This window comes from Candidatus Pelagibacter sp. (genome assembly GCF_052046145.1).
Taxonomy (GTDB): Bacteria; Pseudomonadota; Alphaproteobacteria; order Pelagibacterales; family Pelagibacteraceae; genus Pelagibacter.
In genome coordinates this window covers 325,076-347,169 of the sequence record NZ_JBNGZR010000001.1, presented here as the reverse complement: position 1 = coordinate 347,169, position 22,094 = coordinate 325,076, and the positions used below count along the sequence as shown (strand labels likewise).

The window sequence follows — 22,094 nt, the reverse complement described above, 5'->3', positions numbered from 1 at the left end:
ATTACTCAGATGTTTTGTATTTACTGTTATTGATAATAATTACAAATAATATTGGAAGAATTAATGTCAAAAGTGTCACAACAATTAATAAAATCCCAAGTTCAGAATAATCTGCTGTTGTTTGGATTTCACCTGAAACTTTATCTTTTACTTCTCTTGTAACAGTAAAGATTTCATTTAAATACTTAGTTCCTAGTGCACTTGCTGATAACGCAAGATTTGTAAAGGATGCAAAAACTGCAAAAAAAGTTGCTTTTAAATGTGCTGGAGCATTTTTTGCTATCCATGCTAAAAGAGGAATCATTGAAACTTGTCCCAAAGGGGATTCGAGAGCTGTGTTTATTAATGCAATGAACTTAGCATCTACTACTCCACCTGTTAATGAAGCTGTCCAATTATGAAAACCATAATACATTCCAACACTTGGTAAAAACAAAATTGCTCCTGCAATACTTAAAACAACAATTATTTTAGCAATTGAATTATTTGCCATAAACGGTCTTAATAAAACAATACCAGCTAATGTTAAAATTGATGCCAGTAGTGATAGAATTGAAAAAAACTGTTCATTAAATCCTAGCTCATCAATTTCGAACCATGTTAAACCAGGGCCAGGACCTGGCATGGCTCTAAATACAAAAATAATTACTGCTGTACCTACAATTGTTAATCTTAGTTCCTGAGGTAATTCCTTGATAAGTTTAAACATTAAAAACAAAATAATTATAACTGAGCCTATAAAAACAATTTCTTGTGCAAACGGAACTTTAAAGGAACCAATAGATAATGTGAAAATAACAAAAACTAAACTTCCTCCTAATATCCACCAGTTTATTTTTGTTTTTTCGTTATCTCTTTCCTCTTTAAATTCTAAACCTTTAGATTTTAAAGTTTGTATTTTTTTATGTCTTAAATAATTAGCTAAAATCACACCTAGTATAGAAACAAAAGGTATTACAAGAGCATAAATATAAATAGTTCCGTATAAATTTATTTTATCAGCCTGCTCAAGGCTTTCCACATCTCTAAACAATATTACATTAACTAATGCAACAAGTACTGAACCGCCAATAATGGCAAACCTTCCAAGTGTCTGCATTGTTGTGTGCATTATTTTTATTTGATCTTTAGAATAATCATTTCCTGTTTCATCAACCAAAGGAACTGCCTCAACTGTCATAGCATCGGCTACAACATCCTGAACCACGTAACCAACTGGAGCCAAAATCACACTTATCACAAACCATGTTTCTACCGAAAATACCTGGGACATATCTTCAGTATGAATAATCAATCCATACATAATTAGTAAACTAAGAGCTATCAATGAAGCTCCAAAGTAGACCATGTAATTTTTTCTCTCCCAGATTAGATCTACTAAATGTCCTAATGGCATTTTTAATGCCCAAGGAATTCCAGCCCAAAAACCTAGGCCTGCCAAAAATGCTGCTGATAAATTTAAATAATCTTTAACAAAAAATGTACCAACTATACCTGTTAAACCAGAAATACCTGCAGCCATATAAACCATTAATGGAGGTAGATAAGTCCATTTAAATTGACGACCCAAATCTAAAAATGTGCTGTCTAAAAATTTAATTATTTTGCTCATTAGTCACTTAAAACTGGAAAAGCTTGTCTAACTTTTAAAAAATATTTTTGATATTCCATTTTAGTACATTTGTTTTCAATATACTTAATATCATTTTTTTTCATCAATTCTTTTGCCTTTTCGTCTCGTATACCGAGCTGTAACCATAAAACTTTAGCCCCAATTTTAATTGTATCCTCTGCTATGGCATAGACTTCTTTAGATGGTCTAAACACATCTACGATATCAATATGATCTTTAATATCTGATATTTTAGCAAAAACCTCTTGCCCTAAAATTTTTTGACCCTCGGCTCTGGGGTTAACTGGATAAACTTTATATCCATATTCTTGCATGTATTTCATTACAATAGTTGATGCTTTAGTAGGATCATTACTTACTCCCACCATAGCAATAGTCTTATATTTTGAGAGAATTTCCTTAATATCACTCATTATTTATTTTTAATCTGTTTCTCACAAAATATTCTAGCTTCAGAAGCAGTCATTGGTTTTTCCAATGTTTTAGTTCCAGCCACACATGCTTCAATTGCTCTTTTTTGATTATGATCTTTAAAATTATAAATTACTAATGCACCAATAATAATAAAAACTACTATTAAAATATTTTTTATCACTATTTATTTTTCCAATTTGGTTTTCTTTTTTCTAAAAAAGCAGAAATTCCTTCTTTAGCATCCATTGCCATCATGTTAAGGGTCATCATTTTACTTGTATAAGCATAAGCTTTATTTAAAGGCATTTCTAATTGTTTGTAAAAAGCTTGTTTTCCAATTTTAATTGTCAAATTAGATTTTGAGGCAATTTTGTTTGCCACCTTTAATACTTCATTATTTAATTTTGATTTTGAAAAATAATCATTTATTAATCCTATTTCTTTTGCATAATTTGCTTTTATAGGTTCTCCAGTTAAAAGCATTTTCATCATTGGTTTTCGATTTATCTTTCTGCTTACAGCAACCATTGGTGTACTACAAAATAAACCGATATTTACACCTGGGGTAGCAAACAATGCATCTTTAGTACTGTATGCTAAATCACAACTTGCAACCAATTGACACCCAGCTGCAAATGCCGCCCCATGAACTTTAGCAACTACCGGTTTTCTTCCTTCAACAATTTGAAGCATCACTTTTGAACAAAGATTAAATAATTTTAAATATTTATCTCTCTTTTTTAAACCTCTAACTTCTTTTAAATTGTGTCCTGCACTAAATCCTTTACCAGCACCTTCTAATATTATTACTTTAACTTTTTTATCAGTATCTAATTTTTTTAATGCTTTTAATAAATCTGAAAGATTTTTGAATGATAAAGAATTATAAGTTTTTGGTTCATCAATGATAATTGATGAAACTTCGTTGCTAATTTTTTTAATTTTAATGTTACTAGTCATTTAATCAGTTAATCCATCGGATCTAGCCTGATTTCTTTCTATATGAATTGGTAAAACTTTGCCATAAATAGCTTTGGAATGTTCTGGGGTGTTTACTCTCCATGGGTCTAAAACATAAGCTGGAATACACATATATCTTGATTTTTGTCCTTCAACTTTTGTTACTCTATGTAAAGTAAATCTACCTTTAAATATTTGTAAATCTCCTGGCTCTAATTTCAATTGTCTCACTCTAGTTCTGTCTCCTGCTATAACTTTTTGAACTTCTTCGAAATTTTCATTTCCTGGTTCTCTAATATTTGGACAGTACTCAAATATTCCTCCCTTCTCAGCTTTTTGTATCATTAAACTAAGTGTAAATTCACAACTATCAAAATGCCATGGGAGTACCCCATCTGGTTTCATAACATTATACGCATGACATGCTAAAGGATCTGCCCATCTGTAAATAGGTGAGACGCCTAAACAAGCAGATACAAATTTTAAAAGTTCTTCAGTTTCGTAAAGATATTTCATTTCAGAGTCTTTTGGGAAACAATCTGAATTTAAATATCCATTATATCTATTCATAAAAGTTCTTTTTGGATGATCTTTTGGTAACGAAGGATCGTCCTTAGCATACAAATATGCATTTATACTTTCTTTAGACATATAAACTTCATCTAATTGTTTTTCTAACTCAGAATTCATTACCTTAAGTGATTTAGGTAAAATAAAATTTGGAATTGTTGAACAACTATATTGATCAAGTTCATCTTTGCATTTTTTAATTAGATTTTTAATTATTGGTGAATTTAAATCGTATATTGGATATTTTTCTAAATCTACAATAGTCTTAAGTCTATCGTTCATTTAAGTTTATTTTAACTTTCCCTCTTCTCTCATTTTTGCTCTTATCTTAGTAGCTGATATTTTTTGAGTTTCTTCATCCAAAACTATTTCCTCAATCTTATATCCAACTCCTCTACCATAACAAATATTTGTAATATTAGGTACTAACATTATTTTAAATTGTCCTTCAAATTCAGGATTTAATCTGTCTTCAATATTTTTTTTAACGGTTTCAAAATCAAAAGGATTATCGTCTACACCCTGTACATCTCTAATTTGAATACAAACTTGTCCAGTTTTTTTAATAATTTCTTTAAACAAAGTGAAATGTCCATCGTGAAAAGGTTGCCATCTTCCTAGCATTTGTGCTGTTGGTTTTTTGTTATCCCATTGGTGTGTCATTTTTTTATCTCCTCTATTATTTTTGGTGCCCATATTTTTGCATCCTGACTTGTTACATGAAAATCAAAATTCTTAGGATTAACAAACATTTGGTTAGTGTCTTCAAATCTTCCTTTTTTAATCGTATCTACCCACACTCTAAAATCTGCTGGAAACAAACTTCTTGCTTCGGGAGTTGGTGCTATAAAATCTGCAATTACATAATGACCATCTGCTTTTAATTTTAAAGCTGCCTCAGCCATTCTTTTTGCCTGTCTTACTCTTCCCTGTTCGGAAAAATCCCAATCGTTTGCAGCTTTTCTTACCTCGTCTGCATTTAATCTTTTTGCATTTAATAGTGGTGCCATTTCATTTGCTAGAGTTGTTTTACCTGCTCCAGGTAAACCCATTACTAAAATAATTTTCATTAAATATCTTCTAACGGATGATGGGACATTAATTCAAGTCCATTTTCACCTACAAGATACTGTTGTTCAAGTTTTACACCTTCTTTACCACCAACTTTACCAATATAACTCTCAAGTGTAATTGTCATGTTCTTCTCAAAAGTTCCACCTTCTTCTCCACCATCAGTTGGATATCTTATTTGGGGCCACTCATCACACAGCCCAATTCCATGAACCATACATGAATACCTATTTCCATAATACTCATCAGGCAAAACCCAAGATTTTTTTATAAATTCTTTAAAACTCATTCCTGGTTTTATTAATCTAAAATTATGATCAATTTGATTTCTAGCCATTGAATATAGTTTTTTTTGCTCATCATTAAATTTATGTCCAACTACAAAGGCTCTTGATATGTCGGCACAGTATCCATAGGGACCAACCATATCTGTATCAAAAGCAACAATTTCTCCTTGTTGCATAACTTTATTACTGCTCTCTTGCATCCATGGATTTGTTCTTTCACCAGAAGATAAAATCCTACACTCAATCCACTCACCTCCATTTTCAATATTCGTTTTATGTAAAATTGACCACAATTCATCTTCAGTCATTCCTGGCTTAAGATCTGATCTCATTTTTAATACACCTTTTTCTGCAACTTCTATTGCTGCTTTCATACAAGTCAATTCATCAGGTGATTTTATTACTCTTGCTTGTTCTAAAATCAATTTTGCATCTACAACTTCAATTCCTTCTTTATTTAAAGCTATAACTGCAGGACCATTTAAAACATCGATTGCAATTTTTTTTGTTTTAAAATAATTTTTTGATAAATCTTTAACTTCATTTATCCATTTTGATAATTGTAAATTTGTTTGATCTCCATTGCTAAAATAATCCCATGTGATTGCAGGTCTGATTTCGTCAATTAGATTTAAATGCTTCGATAATATTTCACAATTAAAATACTCATAAAGAATAGTTGGTCCATTGACTGGTACAAAACAATATCTTGTTAAGTTATGCATATTATAGACACTCATGTTTACAGTATCTAAAGCATAACGAACATTCACTGGATCAAAGAGAATACAAGCCTCTAAATTGTTTTTTACTAATTCTTTTCTGACCCTATCTAAACGATATGATCTTAATTTATCAAAATCAATCTCATCTTCTCTTAATCTTTTTTTAGTAATAAAATTTTGTCTTGGTTTTATCTCAGGAGCTATTTTTCTACTAAACCTCATAATACCCTATACAAACCTAACCATGCGTTAACATCTTTACTCGCAATATAGTCAGATTTAAAAAATTCTACTTCTTCCCACTTCTTGCTATCTTTCAGTATATCAATTTTTTTATCAAAACCATACTCTTCATGAATTCCTTCATTAATCGTGAAGCAAATTAAACCACCTGGTTTTGTTATTCTTATAAATTCATCTAATGCATTTGGTTTTACATGCCCAAAAGTAAATGTTCCAACACACATAACTCCACCATAAAAGTTGTCCTCAACCTCTATTGGTTTATTTAAATCAACCTTTACTAATTTTTGATAAAGGTCTTTTGGTACAGTATCTAATAAAGTTTGAGATAAATCGGCTCCATGAAAATTTTCGAACCCATATTTTTTTAATTCGACTCCAACTAGACCTGTTCCACAGCCTGCATCAAAGATTAGTGTGTCTTTATTATTTTCGTGCTTATTGAAAGTTGCTACGGTTTCCTTTGGGCCTGTATAGTTCCAATCAACCATATCTTTATTATACTTATCTTTTTCTCCCCACTCATCGTAGTACCTCATAACTTCATCAGTAGTTTTAAGTTTATAAATTGGAATTTTGTTTCCTACGTCTTTTTGTGCCATTAGCTTCTCATTTTTTGACCACTTGGATCATAAAGTGGTTCTTTAATAATTGAGCAATTAAATAAATCTCCATTTATCTCTACTTGAATTTTATTTTCAGAATTAATGTTTTTTTGATCAACAAAAGTAAACGCCACACTTTTATTTACAAAATGAGCAAAACCACCTGAAGTAACGTAACCTATACTTTGATCTCCATTCATAACAGCTTCATTATTTGTTACATCAATATCATTTGTTTCAACAATTAATGGTATGAGTTTATTTGAAGAATTTTCCTTTTGTGCACTTTCTTTACCAATAAACTCTTTATCCCAATTAATAAAAGCATCTAAACCTGTCTCTTTTGCTGTAAAATCTGGTCTATAATCTAATGTCCAAGCTCCCCAATTTTTCTCTAACCTCATTGACATTAATGCTCTTCCACCAAATGGTTTAATATTAAATTCTTTTCCAGCCTCCATTAATTCTTCATAAAGTTTTAATTGATAGTGAGGTGCTACATAAATTTCATATCCGAGTTCGCCAGTAAATGAAATTCTATTTATTATTGCTGGAACTCCCCCAACAAACATTCTTCTAGAGTCTCTAAATTTAAATTTTTCATTTGAAACATCATCTCTTACAATTTTTTCCAAAACTTTCCTTGAATTTGGTCCTGCAATAGACAAACCATGATACTCATCAGATCTATTAGAATAACTTAAATTAAATTTATCTATGTGACTCTCAAACCAACGTCTATGCATTTCTTGAGCAGCTCCAGAACCAAATACCATAAATTCATTTTCATCTAAACAAGCAACCGTTAAATCACCACACAATTTTCCTCTATACGACAACATTGGAGATAAAGATATTCTTCCTGGTTTTGGAAGTCTTCCAGCCATTATGTGATCTAAAAATTTTCTAGCATCAGGACCTTTGAATTCGTGTTTTGAAAAGTTGGCAACTTCGATTAAACCAACATTTTCTCTTACATTAATAACTTCTTTTGAAACATAGTCATGTGATCTTGATCTTTTAATAGTAGGTTCTTCATGAGCATCTTCTTTATTATTTGCAAACCACAAAACATTTTCTAATCCAAAGCTATCTCCCATAACAGCACCTTGATTTACAAAACGATCATACAGTGCAGTAGTTTTTTGTTTTCTTCCCTTTGGTAAAGTTTCGTTTGGAAAAGTCATAATAAATCTTCGCTCATAATTTTCTGAGGATTTTATTGTTCCATATTGAGGTGATGCATAATCTCCAAATCTTGCAACATCCATTGCCCAAACGTCAATTGATGGTTCTCCGTCAATAATCCACTCTGCTATACATTTTCCAACACCACCGCCTTGGCAAAATCCAGCCATAACACCAACAGCAACCCAATAATTTTTCATTCCTGGTACTGGACCAATAAGAGGGCTTCCATCTGGACCAAAAGTAAAAGGTCCATTAACTATATTTTTTATTCCTGCCCGCTCTAATGCTGGCATTCTCTCAAACCCAATTGCCAATCTATCTTCAATGTTATCTAACTTTGGCTCAAGTAACTCATGTCCAAAATTCATTGGTGTGCCTTCAACTTTCCAAGGAGTTGATTTTGGCTCATAAGTTCCAAGCAACATTCCTTTTCCTTCTTGTCTAAAGTAAATATTTCCCTCAAAATCTGTTCCAATTGGTAATCTTTGGTCACCCATTGCTTCAATTTCTGGAATAGGTTCAGTGATCAAATAATGATGCTCCATTGGTTGAACTGGAAGATTAAGCCCAGCTAGTTGACCAACTTCTCTTGCCCAAAGTCCTCCTGCATTAATTACTATTTCAGCATTGATGTTTCCTTTTTCAGTAAAGACATCCCAAGTTCCGTCTTCTTTTTGTTTCGTATCTTTAACAACAGTGTGAGTATAATATTTTCCACCATGAACTTTTGCAGCTTTTGCAAAAGCGTAAGTAACTCCTGATGGATCGACTTCACCATCAATAGGATCCCATAAAGCTAACAAATATCGAGATGGATCAATTAAAGGATGTTTTTTTTTCACTTCCTCTAGAGAAATAAATTCTTGATCAAGTCCCATATATCTTGCTTTTGATCTTTCTCTCTTTAAATAATCAGCCCACACTTCATTTGACGCTAAGTAAAAACCCCCGCTAGGTTTAAATCCAGTTGAGTGACCAGACTCTTTTTCAATCTCTTTGTATAAACCTATTGTGTAAGCCATCATCCTAGAGATATTAGGGTCAGATGAAATCACATGAACATTTCCTGCAGCATGCCAAGAAGAACCTGATGTTAGTTCATTTCTCTCAAGTAAAATACAATCCTTTAATCCAAATTTAGATAGATGATAAAGTATAGAGCACCCAACTACACCACCTCCTATGATTACTACTTTGGCATTCTTTTCCATTAATATTTAATTTCCTTGTTTACTTTTTTCAAAGATTTATCAGTACCGTGATGAAAATGTTTGCTCATGTCAGGCATATATTTCATTGAAATTGGTTTCTTTCCAATCGCAACTGACATTTCTCTAACGTGGTGAGCTTCAGCACCACAACATATACCAATAAAATTTATTTTATTTTTTACACAATCTTTTGCAAATTCTGCCATTTCAAATCTGTTACAAAATAAGTTATCTAACGCGACTGGAAATGCATTTCCACCTGGAATACAGTCACATCCATGATCAGTGATATTCAAGAAACCAGGTTCTTCTTCAGTAGTTCTATAAGGAACAGGAAGTCCTGATACATGGCATGAAACTTTATCTCTAACTTTTTTTAAAAGTTTCATTGTCATCTCGGGTCCTCTGTAACAATTTAGTCCAACGACATCAGCGCCTAAATCCTCCATCATCTTACATGCATCCTCAGCACTATGACCTTCTCTAGTTTTATCCCCTCTAGGGATTGCAAAATTACAAACTGCAATAAGTCCAGCATCTTTAATTGCTTTTAATGCAATTTTCATTTCGTCAGTCCAACTTATTGTTTCAGCAATAACAAAATCAACACCAGCTTCTTTTGCCCAAGCTACTTGTTCTTCATACATTTGTTGACACTGTTTATGAGTATTGGCATCACCTGGATCAAATACATTGGTGTTTGCCACATCTCCACAAACCATAAGATCTAAATCTTTAAACTCAGCTGCAGCATCTTTTGCAATTTTAAGAGCACCTTTTTGCATTGGTTCTAACAAGTGTTCTTTGCCAATTATTCTCAACTTTTCTCTATGACCATAATAAGTAAATGCCTGAACAACTTCTGAACCAGCTCTAATAAATTCTCGATGTAATTGAGTTACTACCTCTGGATGTTCTAAAACCACTTCTGGAACAAATGGACCTGCTGAAAGATAACCTCTTCTTTCCATTGCAAAAAGATAGCCTTCTGCACACATTATTGGACCTTCATTTAATCTTGTAATTAGATCTTTTTTCATAATTTACCCTCTCATTTTGTTAAGTTGGTTGCAACCCACTTATGAAACATCAAAGTAGGAGTATCCATTACAGGTGAAAAATTCCCACCATTGTAAGCTGGGGAATTTCGCCCGTCTTGCATTCCTTCTATTGCAGTTACATCTTCATTCATAACTTCTTGCCAAAATGCAAAATTTTTTTCTCTTATATCCTTAAACTCATCACTAGAAGCACTTTCATCTCCAACATAATATAATTCAAAATGTTCTTTAGTTTGATTGTTAGAAATTGGCTCTAACCAAAATGCATAAAAATGATCAATATGTATTCCTAACATTACGTTTGGATATAACGACACATATTCAGATTTTTCAGAAAGTTCAGTTGGCCAATTGGGAAAACATTTAAATTTAATGTTTCCGTCGAACTGTTGTGAATATTTATTACTTCCTTGTCCTGAAAAATTAAAATTCTCATCTTCAATATGATAGTGATCCGAAATATTTGAAACTTTATTAAGTTCTGGATGTATCCAAGGCAAATGATAGCTTTCGCAATAATTCTCAATTGCAAATTTCCAATTACTATTTACTGTCATATTAAAATATCCGTTATCAGTTGAATGTCTTATTAATTTTTGATCTTTTTTAGAAATGAACTTAGACCATCTATCCTCTAGAGGTTTAATAAAATCTTCAAATGGTTTTGCATTAGAATTAATATTAATAAAAATTAAATCCATCCAAATATTTGATTTAATTTCTTTTAAGTTACTCTTGTTTTTATCGAACCCTTCAACCTCATGTTTTCCTAGTCCTCCTATATGTGGAGTAACAGTTAATTTTCCATTAAAATCATAGGACCAAGAATGATAAGGGCATCTTATCACATTTTTTAATTTACATTCCTGATCAACTAATTTGAAACCTCTATGACTACAAACATTATGAAAAACTTTTACTTCATTCTCTTTGTTTCTAACTATTAGTATTGGTATCCCTAAAAGATTAAAAGGTTTTGCATCGCCTGGATTTGGTACAGAACTTGCAACCCCAATCATCGTCCAATTATTTTTAAATATTTTTTCTTTCTCAAACTCTAAATAATCATTATTCAAATAGCATTCATTAGGTAATCCATGAGCTTTCTCTATAGGATTTTTAACAACTTCTATTTTATTGGGATCTAGGATGTCTGATAATTTTTTATTTAAATTCATAAACCTCCTTTTTTTAATTAATTAAAAAATTAATCGAGGCTTAAAATTATCTTTCTCTAATTATGATTTGTTGAAAAACAGTTTTGCAATTTAAAATATAAACAAATTCTTTGAAAAAAAAATTTGCAGAAAAAGTCATGCCAAAACCCTAAACAAAAATTTAGGTCAGTTAAAGACAATTTTACTGCAACCAGTAGTTGAATTAAATTTGCATTATAAGCCACGATATGTTCAATTTAACTTTTAAATGAATCAAATGTTGGGAGATATAATGAAGATTAAAAGAATACTTCTTTCACTAGCTGTTGTGTTTGGTCTTACTTCTTTTGGAAGTGTTGCAAATGCAGCTTGTGGAAATATAACGATTGCTAATATGAACTGGGCTTCAGCAAACTTTATGGCTGAAGTTGATAAGATCATATTAGAAGAAGGTTATGGATGTTCAGTAGAGTTAGTACCTGGTGCTACAATGCCTACGTTTACATCTATGCAAGAAAAAGGTGAGCCAGATGTTGCTCCTGAGTTTTGGGCTAACGCTGCTATCATCGCTTTGAATAAAGCTGTTGATGAAGGTAAAATGCACACACTTAACAAAGCACCAATTACAGGTTTAGGTGAAGGATGGTGGGTATTACCTCACACTCTTAAGAAGCATCCAGAGCTTACAACTGCTGAAGCAATTTTAGCAAGACCGGATCTTTTCCCTCACCCAGAGGATCCATCAAAAGGTGGTTTCCATATTTGTCCTCCAGGCTGGAACTGTGAATTAAGTAACAGAAACCATTTTAGAGCTTGGGACATGGAGGCAAAAGGTTGGGCTATTGTTGAAACAGGTTCTGCTGCAGGACTTGATGGTTCAATAGCTAAAGCTGCTGAGAGAGGAGAAAACTGGTTTGGTTATTATTGGTCACCAACAGCTATAATCGGTAAATACGATATGAGAGCTGTAGACATGGGAGCATGGGGTGGAAAAGATAACTGGGACAAATGTATAGTTTTACCTGAGCAAGAATGTGCTGACCCTAAAAAAACTTCATGGACAAAATCTGAAGTTTACACAATCGTAACTGACAATTTCAAGAATACAGCTGGAAGTGCTGGTATGGAATACTTTAAAAAAAGAACATATCCAGGTCCAGTAATGAACGGCATGTTAGTTTGGATGGGTGAAAACCAAGCAGAAGGTGCTGATGCTGCAATTGAATTCCTAAAAACACAAGAAAGTGTTTGGGGTAAATGGGTTTCAAGTGATGCCGCAAAAAAAATCAAAAAAGCACTTTAATTAAAATATTATCAAACCCGCTTCGGCGGGTTTGATTTAATAAAAATTATGGATTTCTTTAATAAAATTCCTGTAATGGATCGAACAGCTCTAAGAGAGCTTAAAAAAGGAATTGATTCTAGTTTTAAGGAATTTTCTAGAGCATATGGGGACGGGATTGAAGGTTTTTTCGATCCACTTTTACATTTTTTAATTTGGTTAGAAAAATTATTAGTAAATAGCCCTTGGCCTTTAGTAATTGGTGTGTTTGCTATATTAGCTTGGATTGGATCAAGAAGTATTAAACTTGTAATTGGAACAGTGGCTTGTTTTATAGTTATTGGTTATTTTGGTATGTGGAAAAATTGCATGGCAACTGTTGCTATAATTTCGGTTTCGACATTAGTTTGTATAGTTGTAGGAATTCCAATTGGAGTTTTAATGTCAAAATCAGCGAGAGCAGAAAAAGCAATTTTACCTGTTTTAGATATGATGCAAACAATTCCTAGCTTTGTATATTTAATTCCAATCATTATGCTTTTAGGTATTGGTAAAGTTCCAGGATTACTTGCTGTTTGTATTTATGCTTTACCTCCAATCGTAAGATTAACCAATCTTGGAATTCGAGAAGTTGATAAAGAAACTTTAGAGGCCAGCGAAGCTTTTGGAGCAACACCAATGCAAAAATTAAGGTCAGTTCAGATACCACTATCTTTACCAACTATTTTTGCTGGAATTAATCAGACAATCATGATGGCCTTAGCTATGGTTGTAATAGCATCTATGATAGGTGTAAAAGGTTTAGGCGTGCCAATTTTACAAGCTATTTCAAACCAATATTTAGCTCTTGGAATGATGAATGGTTTAGCAATTGTTGCTCTAGCGATTATCTTTGATAGGGTAACTCAGCAGTACGGGCAAAGAATTCAAAAGCACAGAGGTCAGCTAAAAAAGTAAATTAGTCTCAATCGAATTTTCTAGACTCATATTTCAAAATAAATAAAGATCTTCCCTATGAATTTTTCATTGGAAATAGGTCCTAAAACTGAGGTTGATACAGTCCCAGCATTGTCAGACATATATATTACAATGCTACCTGGAGGCGATTACAGAGAGACTGCTGATAAAGCAGTAGAGCTTGTAAAAAAAGGATTTAATCCCGTACCTCATTTTCCTGCTAGATCAATGCATGACGAAAAAGAACTTAAAGATTATGTTTCCAGATGTAAAGACGGAGGAGTAAAGCAAGCCTTAATTATTGGAGGTGGGAGAGAGCCAGCAGGAAAATTTGATAGTTCGTTTCAACTTTTGGAGACAGGTTATTTTGAAAAAATGAAAATAGGAATTGCTGGACATCCCGAGGGGAGTCCTGATATATCCGACTCAGATTTAGAAAAAGCTATGATAGATAAAAAGCCTTATGCTGACTACATCGTAACTCAATGGTTGCTAGATCCTCAGCCTATTATAGATTTTATTTCTAAACAAAGCGTACCAGTGCATGTGGGAATTACTGGACCTTTAAAAATATCTAGCTTAATTAAATTTGCTAATATTGTAGGGGCAAAAAATTCCATTAACTTTCTTAAATCTAATTTTACTAAGGCATTAGATTTATTGAAACCTAAAGACCCTAATGATTTAATTGGGAAAGTTAAATCGCATACTGATAACTTCCACATTTATACATTCGGCGGCTTGAAGGAAACTAACAAGTGGTTGAAGGAGAATAGTTATGTCTAAAGAATTTGACTATACTAAAGTACAACATGTTACTTCTGTTGATCAATCAGATAGAGAAGTACCATACAATTTAAGACAGAGTGGGCCAACTAAAGTTGAATTATTAATTTCAACAAGGGTAAGAAAGTCACCTTATTGGCATTTATCAATGCAGGCAGGTTGTTGGAGAGCAACAGTGTACAATCGAATTTATCATCCAAGAGGTTATGTAAAACCTGAAGATGGTGGAGCAATGGTTGAGTATGATGCAATAGTTAACCATGTAACAATGTGGAATGTAGCTGTTGAAAGACAAATAAGAGTTAAAGGTCCTGATGCAGAAAAATTTACTGACTATGTTATAACTAGAGATGCAACAAAAATTTCTCCTATGAGAGCAAGATATGTAATATTATGTAATGCTTACGGAGGAGTTTTAAACGATCCAATTCTTTTAAGAATTTCAAAAGATGAATTTTGGTTTTCGTTATCAGACTCTGATATTGGAATGTATTTACAAGGTGTAAATGCAGATGGAAAATTTAATTGTACAATTGAGGAAATAGATGCATGTCCAGTACAAATTCAAGGTCCTAAATCAAAAGCTTTAATGCAAGACCTTTGTGGTGACCAAGTTGATTTTGATAATATGCCTTTCTATGGATTAGCAGAAGCAACAGTTGGCGGAAGAAGTTGTGTAATTTCTCAATCTGGTTTTTCAGGAGAAGCTGGTTACGAGATATATTTAAGAAATGCAACTTTATATGCTGAAGATATGTGGAATGCAGTATTAGATGCAGGGAAAAAACATAAATTGATGGTTATTGCACCTGCACACCATAGAAGAATACAAGCAGGTATTCTTTCTTGGGGACAAGACATGGATCAACAACATAATCCGTTTCAATGTAATTTAGGTTATCAAGTTTCATTATCAGGTAAAGGTGAATGGAATAAAAAAGCTGATTATGTTGGTAAAGCTGCTTTGGAGAAAATGGGAGCAGATATTAAAGCTGGGAAAAAACCATACAAACTTCAATTAGTTGGAATGGAGTTAGGCGGTAAACCAATTGACGATTATGCGCCTGATTTTTGGCTGGTGTCACCAGAAAGTGGTGGAGAACCAGTTGGATTTCTTACTTCACCATGGTGGCATCCTGAGAAGAAAACCAATATTGCTATGGGATACGTTCCGTTTGATGGAACTTTAAACCCTAATGGATTTCCAAAAAATAAAATTGGAACTAAGTTTAAAGTACATCTTCCAGAAAAATACTCTGATACTCCAGGAACACCTGTAGATGCTGTGGTTGTGGATATTCCATTCAAAGAGTCTTTCAACGCAAATACAAGAGAAGTTGTAAAAGGCTAAAATTTACTATGGGGGAGCTAATTTCAGCTCCCCTTTTCAATTCTCATGACCAAAAGTTTTTTAATAGCAGTTTGCATTATCATTGCTATTGCTTTAATAATATTTCCATTAATTGTTTCTTATAAAGCTCAAAAAAATAAAAATAAAAAAAATTAATGTTTGCTGAATTTTTAAATATAATTTTTAAGTCAATTAAATTAGACAAAACTCTTTATTCAGATAATAAAAATTTTGGAGAAGCATCAATATACTTTGCTGGGATTATAATGATCTTAGATGGTATTGCTGGCGCAGTAGCAGCTAACACGATTATTAAAACAGCTATTGCAATGTCTGGTCTAACTGCAATAATTACTTGGCTAATATGGGCGATATTTATTTTTGTAATTGGAGTTAAATTATTTCCTGATAAGCAAACTAAAGTTTCATTCAAAAAAGTTTTAACAGCTGTTGGATTTGCACATGCCCCAGGTTTATTAAGATTTTTTGCGGTCACACCAGATTTAATGATACCAATAATTTTTCTTACCCAATTTTGGATTTTTGCAGGTTTAATAATTTCAACTAAACAAATATTGAGTTTAAAATCTAATTTTAAATCTTTTGGGATTGTACTTTTATCTTTTTTAATAATTGCATTTTTATCTATCTCATTTGTGATGAGTAGAATGAATATGCTTCCAGTTAGTCAAATTAGTTAAAGCGGAAAAATAGTCTTAGATACTCTACAAGATTTACATAATTTAAACCCAGTAAGAATTAAATTTTGAGTGACACTTTCGTCTTCCTCTTTGCATTCATCGCAAATATTGTTTAATTCTTCAGTATCTGTATTAATATATTTCTCATCAATTTTATCAGTCATTATCAGTCAAACCAGCACCTGCCGCACCTTCTTTTAAACTGTCGCTTTCTTCAACAAAAGTTTTTTCAGATAACTTGTATAAATTATTCCATTCATCATCTGTAAAGTTGTCTTCATTTTCTAGTAGATTTACCTCAATTGTATTCACTAATTTTGGAAATTCTTTTTCAATAAAATCTGAACTAATATTTACATTTAAATTTAGTAAAATTTTTTTTTCATCCATTTTTACATAAATTTTTTTTCCAATAATTTCTGATGAACGACTTATAAAGGAAATAAAAATTATTGGATAAGCAACATTTTTGAATTCAATTTTTTTTAAATTTTCTAAAATATTTATTTGATCTAAAAAACTAACACCTAAAGTGATTGGACAGTAAGGATTTTTTGATGAAGAATTATTTTCACTAATTAAATTTAAATTTTCAAATTTACTTTTGTTTTTTTCATTAAAATATTCATTAAGGTGCTTAATACCTGGTAAACTAAATAGCTCTAACAACCTTATACTTTTTCCTGTTTCCTCAGAAACTCCCCAAGAATATCCTGCTGCCTTTGAAGCTCTTTTAACAGTTGTTTCAATTTCACTCAGTGATTTCATTATTAAATATTGGTTTTATATACCCACTGCTCGTCATAACTTTTTAACTCATTTGGAAGTGGAGCACCTTGGAACATACAAATTCTTAACCATTTGTCAGATCGCGGATCAAATTTTAATGCCCCAAAAAAAGATAATTTTAGTCTTAGCATATCAATTGGCATTAAATCTTTACCAATTGTATTATCTTGTATTTCTGAATAAGGAAATTTTTCTACAATGAACGCTCTTCTTACAACATGTCTTAACTCAGAATTTGATGTTAAAAACTCAGCAATAGTTAAACTATTTTTTGAGACTAATAATTTGTCATAAAGTTTTTTTATATCTCTTGCTATTGCTAAAGGTTGTTCTAATTCTGATCCATGTTCTTCAAAACGATCCGCCAATCTAGGTTCTTCTTTATTTTTTGAAATAAACCAAAAGTTTTTATTATTTTCTTTTTCTTCAAAATTAATATCTAGAATATTAGGATACTTTGCTTCAATGATATTCCTCAATTCATCAACTTTTCTATAAGTTGGAATATTAAAATATTTTTCTTCGTCTGAACTCATTTCTTTTACCAAAGGATTTATAATATAATTATAAGGTTCCATCATTATTGAAACTATGTATTCAATACATTCCTCACAAGTATTATCCTCTAACCATTGATAGATTTTGTTAAAAGGATATTCGCTCTTAAAATTAAAATCTTTATCTATAAAATTTAAGAATTTTTCAACATCCTTTAATAATGAAGAAATTTTTTTTTGCTGATATTCGCTATCAGTATTCCAGCTTGTAATATTTTTTAATGATTTTTTTACACAATCTATAAACAAATCGCTATCTTGACTTTCTACATCTTTAATTTCTCTAATTTTCTTAAGTGCTTTTTCTCTACTTAAAATCCAATTATTTAATAGAGTTGGGTGATTGACTATAAATGGAGCCATACCCAAGCCTGTGGAATTACCTATTCCCAAGTTTTTACAAATATTATCATCTAGCTTAACAGCTGTTTTTGGATTTTTATGATAAGCAACATGATTAACTTGATCAAAAGTGAATTGTCTTACCAAATAAACTAACATCATTTCTAATCTGAATGGACCATTAATTTCTTCACGATTTTGAATTCTGAATCGATCTGCAAGACCAAATTTGCCTGAGCCATATACTGCTGTAGTCCTATATAAATAGCCTACTTTTGATAATAAGTTTAAATCTGGCTGCTTACCTTTGCTCAAACTTTCAACTACATGATTATAAATTCTTAATGATTTGTTTGCTCTCGATAAAGTTAATTCTTTATAAGAAAGTCTGCCAACTTCTTGTTTTGGAACTTCATTTTTTAATCTTTCAATGTCTTTTTTTGTAGGAACTCCATCATGTAATGTAAAAGCTGCATCCCATTTTGTTGCAATAACTCTGTCTGATCTTTCTTCATCTTTGATTTCATTTGCAAAACAAATTAAAGAATAAACTCTTTTATTTTTTTTAAATGAATAAACAGCTTCTCCAAAACCATTTTCATTTAAATTAAATAAATCTCTTTTATACTCCCACTCTTTAAATTCATTAAGAAAACTTCTTAAAAAAGATAATTTTGATTGATGAAAAGATCCTAGCCTAGATAATTTCATTATCTTATTCGGGTCTCTTAATTCAACTTTCATAATTAAATAGTTTTATAAAAATTGTACCAGTTATTTCCAAGTATTCCATGTGTCTCGGTATCTGAAAAACCTACTTTTTTTAGACCTTTTTCAATATTTGAGAACCCTCTTGCATCAAGAAACCATTCAGGTTGTTTAGGAAAACCTGGTTTATTTTTTGAACCTTCACCATAATTTTTACTTTTAGACCAAGAGCCGTTTCTCATCCATTCAACAACAGTATCAGGATGATCTAAACAAAGATCTGATCCTATTCCTATTTTTTTTACATCCATTATTTCAGCTGTTTTTGCAACCATTTCACAAAAACTATCTAAAGTACAATTTGTGTTATCTTTTAAGTGATGAGGATACAATGACAAACCCAACATACCACCACTATCACTTAAAATTTTTAATAAATCTGAGGATTTGTTTCTTTTAGCTGGATGCCAAAAAGAAGGATTGGCATGAGTAATTGCAATTGGTTTTTCGCTAAACTCAATTGCATCTATAGTACTTTTTTCTGCAGAATGTGACATATCAACCACAAGACCAAGTCTATTCATCTCTCTTATAACCTCACGTCCAAAATTTGTAACTCCACTATCTACTTTTTCATAACAACCTGTTGCAAGTAAAGATTGATTGTTATACGTCAACTGCATAAATCGACATCCTAATTCATGAACCTTTTCAACAAGATTTATATCGTCTTCAATTGGTGAACAGTTTTGAAAACCAAAAAATATTGCAGTTTTGTTTTCTTTGTTAGCTTTATCAATATCTTGAAAATTCTTACCAAGGAAAATTAAATCAGAATTTTCATGAAATAATTTTTCCCATTTTTTTATTTCGAGTTGTAATTCATCAAAATCTTCATGGTAGACAATGGTAACATGGACAGCATCTAATCCGGCAGATCTATTGATCTCAAAGACTTTCCTAGACCAATTACAATATTGAAGATTATCGATTTTATAATTCATAGTATGCTTAACTCTAATCAATATGTATTTTAAATACTATTAATTTTATTGAAATTTTAAGTTAATTTTGAAATAAACAGATTGATCAATTTTCATGAAAAAAAATAGTAAATTAAAAGTTTCAATCATAATGGGAAGTCAATCTGACTTTAAAGTAATGAAACTAGCCGAAAAAACCCTAAAAAAAATTGGAGTTTCATTTGAAACAAAAATTATATCTGCTCATAGAACACCACAAAGAATGTATGAATATGCTGCAAAAGTTGAGCAAAATAATATAGGAGTAATTATTGCGGGTGCTGGAGGATCTGCTCATCTTCCAGGTATGGTATCAGCACTTACACATGTTCCAGTACTTGGTGTTCCTGTTGAAAGTAAAAAACTTAAAGGTTTGGATAGTTTGTTATCAATTGCACAAATGCCTAAAGGAATTCCTGTAGGAACGCTTGCTATAGGAGAGGACGGCGCTATTAATGCTGCTTTATTAGCAGCAGCAATAATTGCTAATAATAATTCAAATGTTCGAAAAAAACTTAAAAATTTTAGAACATCACAAGCTAAATCTGTAAAGAAATCTCCAAAATAAAATGTCAGAAATTACTCTTGGTATCATTGGGGGTGGTCAACTCGGAAGTATGCTTACAATAGCTGCTAAAAAATTAAATATTAAAACTGTTATTTTTTGTGATGACGTAGATGCACCAGCACAAAATTTTTGCAATCAGTTTGTTACTGGAGATTATGATAATAAAGAGAAAATATCAGAATTTATAAATCAAGTTGATTTGGTAACTTATGAATTTGAAAACATCCCATTTGAAACATTAAATGAAATAAATAAATTTAAACCTGTTATGCCAAAGCCTTCAGTTAACAGATTAATTCAACATCGATTGGCTGAAAAAGATTTTGTTAATAAATTAAATATTAGAACAACTAGATATGTTTCAATAGAAAAAAAATCTGACATAGATGCTTTAGAGGATTTTTTACCAGGTATCCTCAAAACTACAACACTAGGATATGACGGTAAAGGTCAATATCCAATAAAATCAGTTAATGAACTTGATTCATTAAATATTGATTTTTCAAAAGGATATATTCTTGAAAAACTTGTAAAATTAAAAAAAGAAATTTCAATTATTATTACAAGATTTAGTAATAATAAATACGAGATATATGAACCAATAGAAAACACTCATGAAGATCAAATTTTAAAATATTCAAAAATTCCTGCAGAAATTAATGAAAAAATTTTAAGTCAATCTAAAGATTGGGCAATGTTAATTGCTGAAGAACTAAAATATGTTGGAACTATGTGTGTAGAATTTTTTATTGATAGAAATGATAATCTTTATGTTAATGAGATTGCTCCAAGAGTACATAATTCAGGACATCTAACAATAAATGCTTTTAATGTGAGTCAATTTGAAAATCATATTAGAGCTGTATGTGGTTTAGAACAAATCCCTTTGAAAAAAATATCTAATGCTAAAATGATGAATTTGCTTGGCAATCAAATTACTCATTATAGAAATATACAAAAGTTTAACGAAAATGAATTTTTCTTTGATTATTTAAAAAAAGATATAAAAGAAAAAAGAAAAATGGGTCATATCACAACTTTAGTATAAATGTTAAAATCAATAGAAGGCAATTTTGATAATCCAGAAGTTAATGAGCTTCTAACTAAACATTTTGTTGAGCTTAGAGCTGCTTCACCAGAGGGAAGTGCTCATGTACTAGATATTCCAGGTTTAAAAGTACCATCAATTAAATTTTGGAGTTTGTGGGATGATGAAAAACTAATCGGTTGCGGTGCTTTAAAATTTTTAGATAAAGAACATGGGGAATTTAAGTCGATAAGAATTCACGACAATTTTAGAAATCAAGGGCAAGGGATTAATGTAATTAATCATTTAATTAATGAAGCTAAAAATCTTAAAATAAAAAGATTAAGCATTGAAACAGGAGCAGGTGATTTTTTTATACCAGCAAGAAAACTATTCAAAAAAACTGGTTTCACAGTATGCGAACCTTTTGCACACTATAAGGTAGACATCAATTCTGTTTATTTAACTATGATAATTGACGATATTTAAAAAATTATTTTTAATTGTTCATCTATTTTGTTGACAAAACCCAATAAAATCTAAAGAAAGCCAATATTACTTAATTATAAGTAATTATTAAACATAACAAAAAGTAAGAAGATAAATATGAGTCTACAAGGTAAAGTAAAGTGGTTCAATCCAACCAAAGGTTTTGGTTTTATTGAAAGAGAAGATAAAGAAAAAGATGTGTTTGTACATGTTTCAGCAGTAAGAGATGCTGGTATGAACGGTTTAGATGAGGGTCAAGCTTTGACTTTCGATGTTGAAGATGGTCCTAAAGGTCCTTCAGCAGTTAACTTAAAAACTGCATAATTTCACACTTCCTATTGGCTGAAAAATTTATTCAACTTTAAAAAATTTATTATTCAGCCAATA

25 protein-coding genes are annotated in these 22,094 nt (G+C 31.3%); 9 read left to right on the top strand and 16 right to left on the bottom strand.

The genetic code is table 11. From position 1 onward, the window contains the following. Window position 1: 1 nt before the first annotated feature. The 12 genes from ACTT88_RS01745 to ACTT88_RS01690 are packed head-to-tail and all read right to left on the bottom strand — an operon-like array spanning window position 2 to window position 11,149. Window positions 2–1,612 (bottom strand): hypothetical protein, encoded by a 1,611-nt coding sequence (locus tag ACTT88_RS01745; protein ID WP_440907657.1) that lies wholly within the window; start codon window positions 1,610–1,612, stop codon window positions 2–4. Beyond that, entirely contained in the window at window positions 1,612–2,046 is a 435-nt protein-coding gene (locus ACTT88_RS01740; protein WP_440907656.1) for a CoA-binding protein, read from the bottom strand. Before ACTT88_RS01740 ends, ACTT88_RS01745 begins: the two co-directional genes overlap by 1 nt. Further along, complete coding sequence (locus tag ACTT88_RS01735) at window positions 2,046–2,228, bottom strand: hypothetical protein (RefSeq protein ID WP_440907655.1); 183 nt, start codon at window positions 2,226–2,228, stop codon at window positions 2,046–2,048. The genes ACTT88_RS01740 and ACTT88_RS01735 overlap by 1 nt, the downstream gene beginning before the upstream one ends. After that, complete coding sequence (locus ACTT88_RS01730; RefSeq protein WP_440907654.1) at window positions 2,228–3,007, bottom strand: enoyl-CoA hydratase; 780 nt, start codon at window positions 3,005–3,007, stop codon at window positions 2,228–2,230. Before ACTT88_RS01730 ends, ACTT88_RS01735 begins: the two co-directional genes overlap by 1 nt. Then, window positions 3,008–3,859 carry a HalD/BesD family halogenase gene (locus ACTT88_RS01725; RefSeq protein WP_440907653.1) on the bottom strand — a complete coding sequence of 284 codons (852 nt, stop codon included), beginning with the start codon at window positions 3,857–3,859 and terminating at the stop codon, window positions 3,008–3,010. A gap of 6 nt (window positions 3,860–3,865) precedes the next feature. Further along, complete coding sequence (locus ACTT88_RS01720; protein WP_440908615.1) at window positions 3,866–4,240, bottom strand: cytidyltransferase; 375 nt, start codon at window positions 4,238–4,240, stop codon at window positions 3,866–3,868. Continuing rightward, window positions 4,237–4,647 carry an adenylyl-sulfate kinase gene (locus tag ACTT88_RS01715; RefSeq protein ID WP_440907652.1) on the bottom strand — a complete coding sequence of 137 codons (411 nt, stop codon included), beginning with the start codon at window positions 4,645–4,647 and terminating at the stop codon, window positions 4,237–4,239. Before ACTT88_RS01715 ends, ACTT88_RS01720 begins: the two co-directional genes overlap by 4 nt. After that, window positions 4,647–5,882 (bottom strand): M24 family metallopeptidase, encoded by a 1,236-nt coding sequence (locus tag ACTT88_RS01710; RefSeq protein ID WP_440907651.1) that lies wholly within the window; start codon window positions 5,880–5,882, stop codon window positions 4,647–4,649. The genes ACTT88_RS01715 and ACTT88_RS01710 overlap by 1 nt, the downstream gene beginning before the upstream one ends. Continuing rightward, window positions 5,879–6,505, bottom strand: coding sequence for a class I SAM-dependent DNA methyltransferase (locus tag ACTT88_RS01705; RefSeq protein ID WP_440907650.1), 627 nt, complete (start codon window positions 6,503–6,505; stop codon window positions 5,879–5,881). The genes ACTT88_RS01710 and ACTT88_RS01705 overlap by 4 nt, the downstream gene beginning before the upstream one ends. Then, window positions 6,505–8,910, bottom strand: a complete 2,406-nt coding sequence (locus tag ACTT88_RS01700) for a GcvT family protein (RefSeq protein WP_440907649.1) — start codon at window positions 8,908–8,910, stop codon at window positions 6,505–6,507. The genes ACTT88_RS01705 and ACTT88_RS01700 overlap by 1 nt, the downstream gene beginning before the upstream one ends. Then, on the bottom strand, window positions 8,910–9,950 hold the full coding sequence (locus tag ACTT88_RS01695; protein WP_440907648.1) for a homocysteine S-methyltransferase family protein: 1,041 nt from the start codon (window positions 9,948–9,950) through the stop codon (window positions 8,910–8,912). Before ACTT88_RS01695 ends, ACTT88_RS01700 begins: the two co-directional genes overlap by 1 nt. A gap of 11 nt (window positions 9,951–9,961) precedes the next feature. After that, window positions 9,962–11,149, bottom strand: coding sequence for an aromatic ring-hydroxylating oxygenase subunit alpha (locus tag ACTT88_RS01690; protein ID WP_440907647.1), 1,188 nt, complete (start codon window positions 11,147–11,149; stop codon window positions 9,962–9,964). 271 nt (window positions 11,150–11,420) lie between these two features. Between ACTT88_RS01690 and ACTT88_RS01685 the strand changes: the two genes are divergently transcribed. The 5 genes from ACTT88_RS01685 to ACTT88_RS01665 all read left to right on the top strand — a co-directional run bounded on the left by ACTT88_RS01685 (window position 11,421) and on the right by ACTT88_RS01665 (window position 16,205). Continuing rightward, window positions 11,421–12,431: a glycine betaine ABC transporter substrate-binding protein gene (locus ACTT88_RS01685; protein WP_440907646.1), complete on the top strand. Its 1,011-nt coding sequence runs from the start codon at window positions 11,421–11,423 to the stop codon at window positions 12,429–12,431. Window positions 12,432–12,479: 48 nt separating this feature from the next. Further along, window positions 12,480–13,367 (top strand): ABC transporter permease, encoded by an 888-nt coding sequence (locus ACTT88_RS01680; RefSeq protein WP_440907645.1) that lies wholly within the window; start codon window positions 12,480–12,482, stop codon window positions 13,365–13,367. A gap of 57 nt (window positions 13,368–13,424) precedes the next feature. Next, on the top strand, window positions 13,425–14,153 hold the full coding sequence (locus ACTT88_RS01675) for a methylenetetrahydrofolate reductase (RefSeq protein WP_440907644.1): 729 nt from the start codon (window positions 13,425–13,427) through the stop codon (window positions 14,151–14,153). Further along, window positions 14,146–15,504 carry an aminomethyl transferase family protein gene (locus ACTT88_RS01670; protein ID WP_440907643.1) on the top strand — a complete coding sequence of 453 codons (1,359 nt, stop codon included), beginning with the start codon at window positions 14,146–14,148 and terminating at the stop codon, window positions 15,502–15,504. Before ACTT88_RS01675 ends, ACTT88_RS01670 begins: the two co-directional genes overlap by 8 nt. A gap of 155 nt (window positions 15,505–15,659) precedes the next feature. After that, window positions 15,660–16,205 (top strand): hypothetical protein, encoded by a 546-nt coding sequence (locus tag ACTT88_RS01665; RefSeq protein ID WP_440907642.1) that lies wholly within the window; start codon window positions 15,660–15,662, stop codon window positions 16,203–16,205. Here ACTT88_RS01665 and ACTT88_RS01660 read toward each other — a convergent pair. Genes ACTT88_RS01660 through ACTT88_RS01645 form a run of 4 tightly spaced genes read right to left on the bottom strand, consistent with a single transcriptional unit; the run spans window position 16,202 to window position 19,605 of the window. Continuing rightward, window positions 16,202–16,369 (bottom strand): hypothetical protein, encoded by a 168-nt coding sequence (locus tag ACTT88_RS01660; protein ID WP_440907641.1) that lies wholly within the window; start codon window positions 16,367–16,369, stop codon window positions 16,202–16,204. The genes ACTT88_RS01665 and ACTT88_RS01660 overlap by 4 nt on opposite strands. Next, window positions 16,362–16,973, bottom strand: coding sequence for a DUF3726 domain-containing protein (locus tag ACTT88_RS01655; protein WP_440907640.1), 612 nt, complete (start codon window positions 16,971–16,973; stop codon window positions 16,362–16,364). The genes ACTT88_RS01660 and ACTT88_RS01655 overlap by 8 nt, the downstream gene beginning before the upstream one ends. Window positions 16,974–16,975: 2 nt before the next feature. Continuing rightward, window positions 16,976–18,637, bottom strand: a complete 1,662-nt coding sequence (locus ACTT88_RS01650; RefSeq protein WP_440907639.1) for a hypothetical protein — start codon at window positions 18,635–18,637, stop codon at window positions 16,976–16,978. 2 nt (window positions 18,638–18,639) lie between these two features. Beyond that, on the bottom strand, window positions 18,640–19,605 hold the full coding sequence (locus tag ACTT88_RS01645; RefSeq protein ID WP_440907638.1) for a membrane dipeptidase: 966 nt from the start codon (window positions 19,603–19,605) through the stop codon (window positions 18,640–18,642). A gap of 94 nt (window positions 19,606–19,699) precedes the next feature. Between ACTT88_RS01645 and purE the strand changes: the two genes are divergently transcribed. The 4 genes from purE (at window position 19,700) to ACTT88_RS01625 (ending at window position 22,031) form a co-directional block, all read left to right on the top strand. Beyond that, window positions 19,700–20,191 (top strand): 5-(carboxyamino)imidazole ribonucleotide mutase, encoded by a 492-nt coding sequence (gene purE, locus ACTT88_RS01640; RefSeq protein WP_440907637.1) that lies wholly within the window; start codon window positions 19,700–19,702, stop codon window positions 20,189–20,191. A 1-nt stretch (window position 20,192) separates the two neighbouring features. After that, the gene (locus ACTT88_RS01635; protein ID WP_440907636.1) at window positions 20,193–21,239 is read left to right on the top strand and encodes a 5-(carboxyamino)imidazole ribonucleotide synthase; all 1,047 of its coding nucleotides are present in this window, start codon (window positions 20,193–20,195) and stop codon (window positions 21,237–21,239) included. Further along, a complete protein-coding gene (locus tag ACTT88_RS01630; protein ID WP_440907635.1) occupies window positions 21,240–21,707 on the top strand; it encodes a GNAT family N-acetyltransferase in 468 nt (155 codons plus the stop codon). Between the two features lie 117 nt (window positions 21,708–21,824). After that, the gene (locus tag ACTT88_RS01625) at window positions 21,825–22,031 is read left to right on the top strand and encodes a cold-shock protein (RefSeq protein WP_008545539.1); all 207 of its coding nucleotides are present in this window, start codon (window positions 21,825–21,827) and stop codon (window positions 22,029–22,031) included. Window positions 22,032–22,094 lie beyond the last annotated feature (63 nt).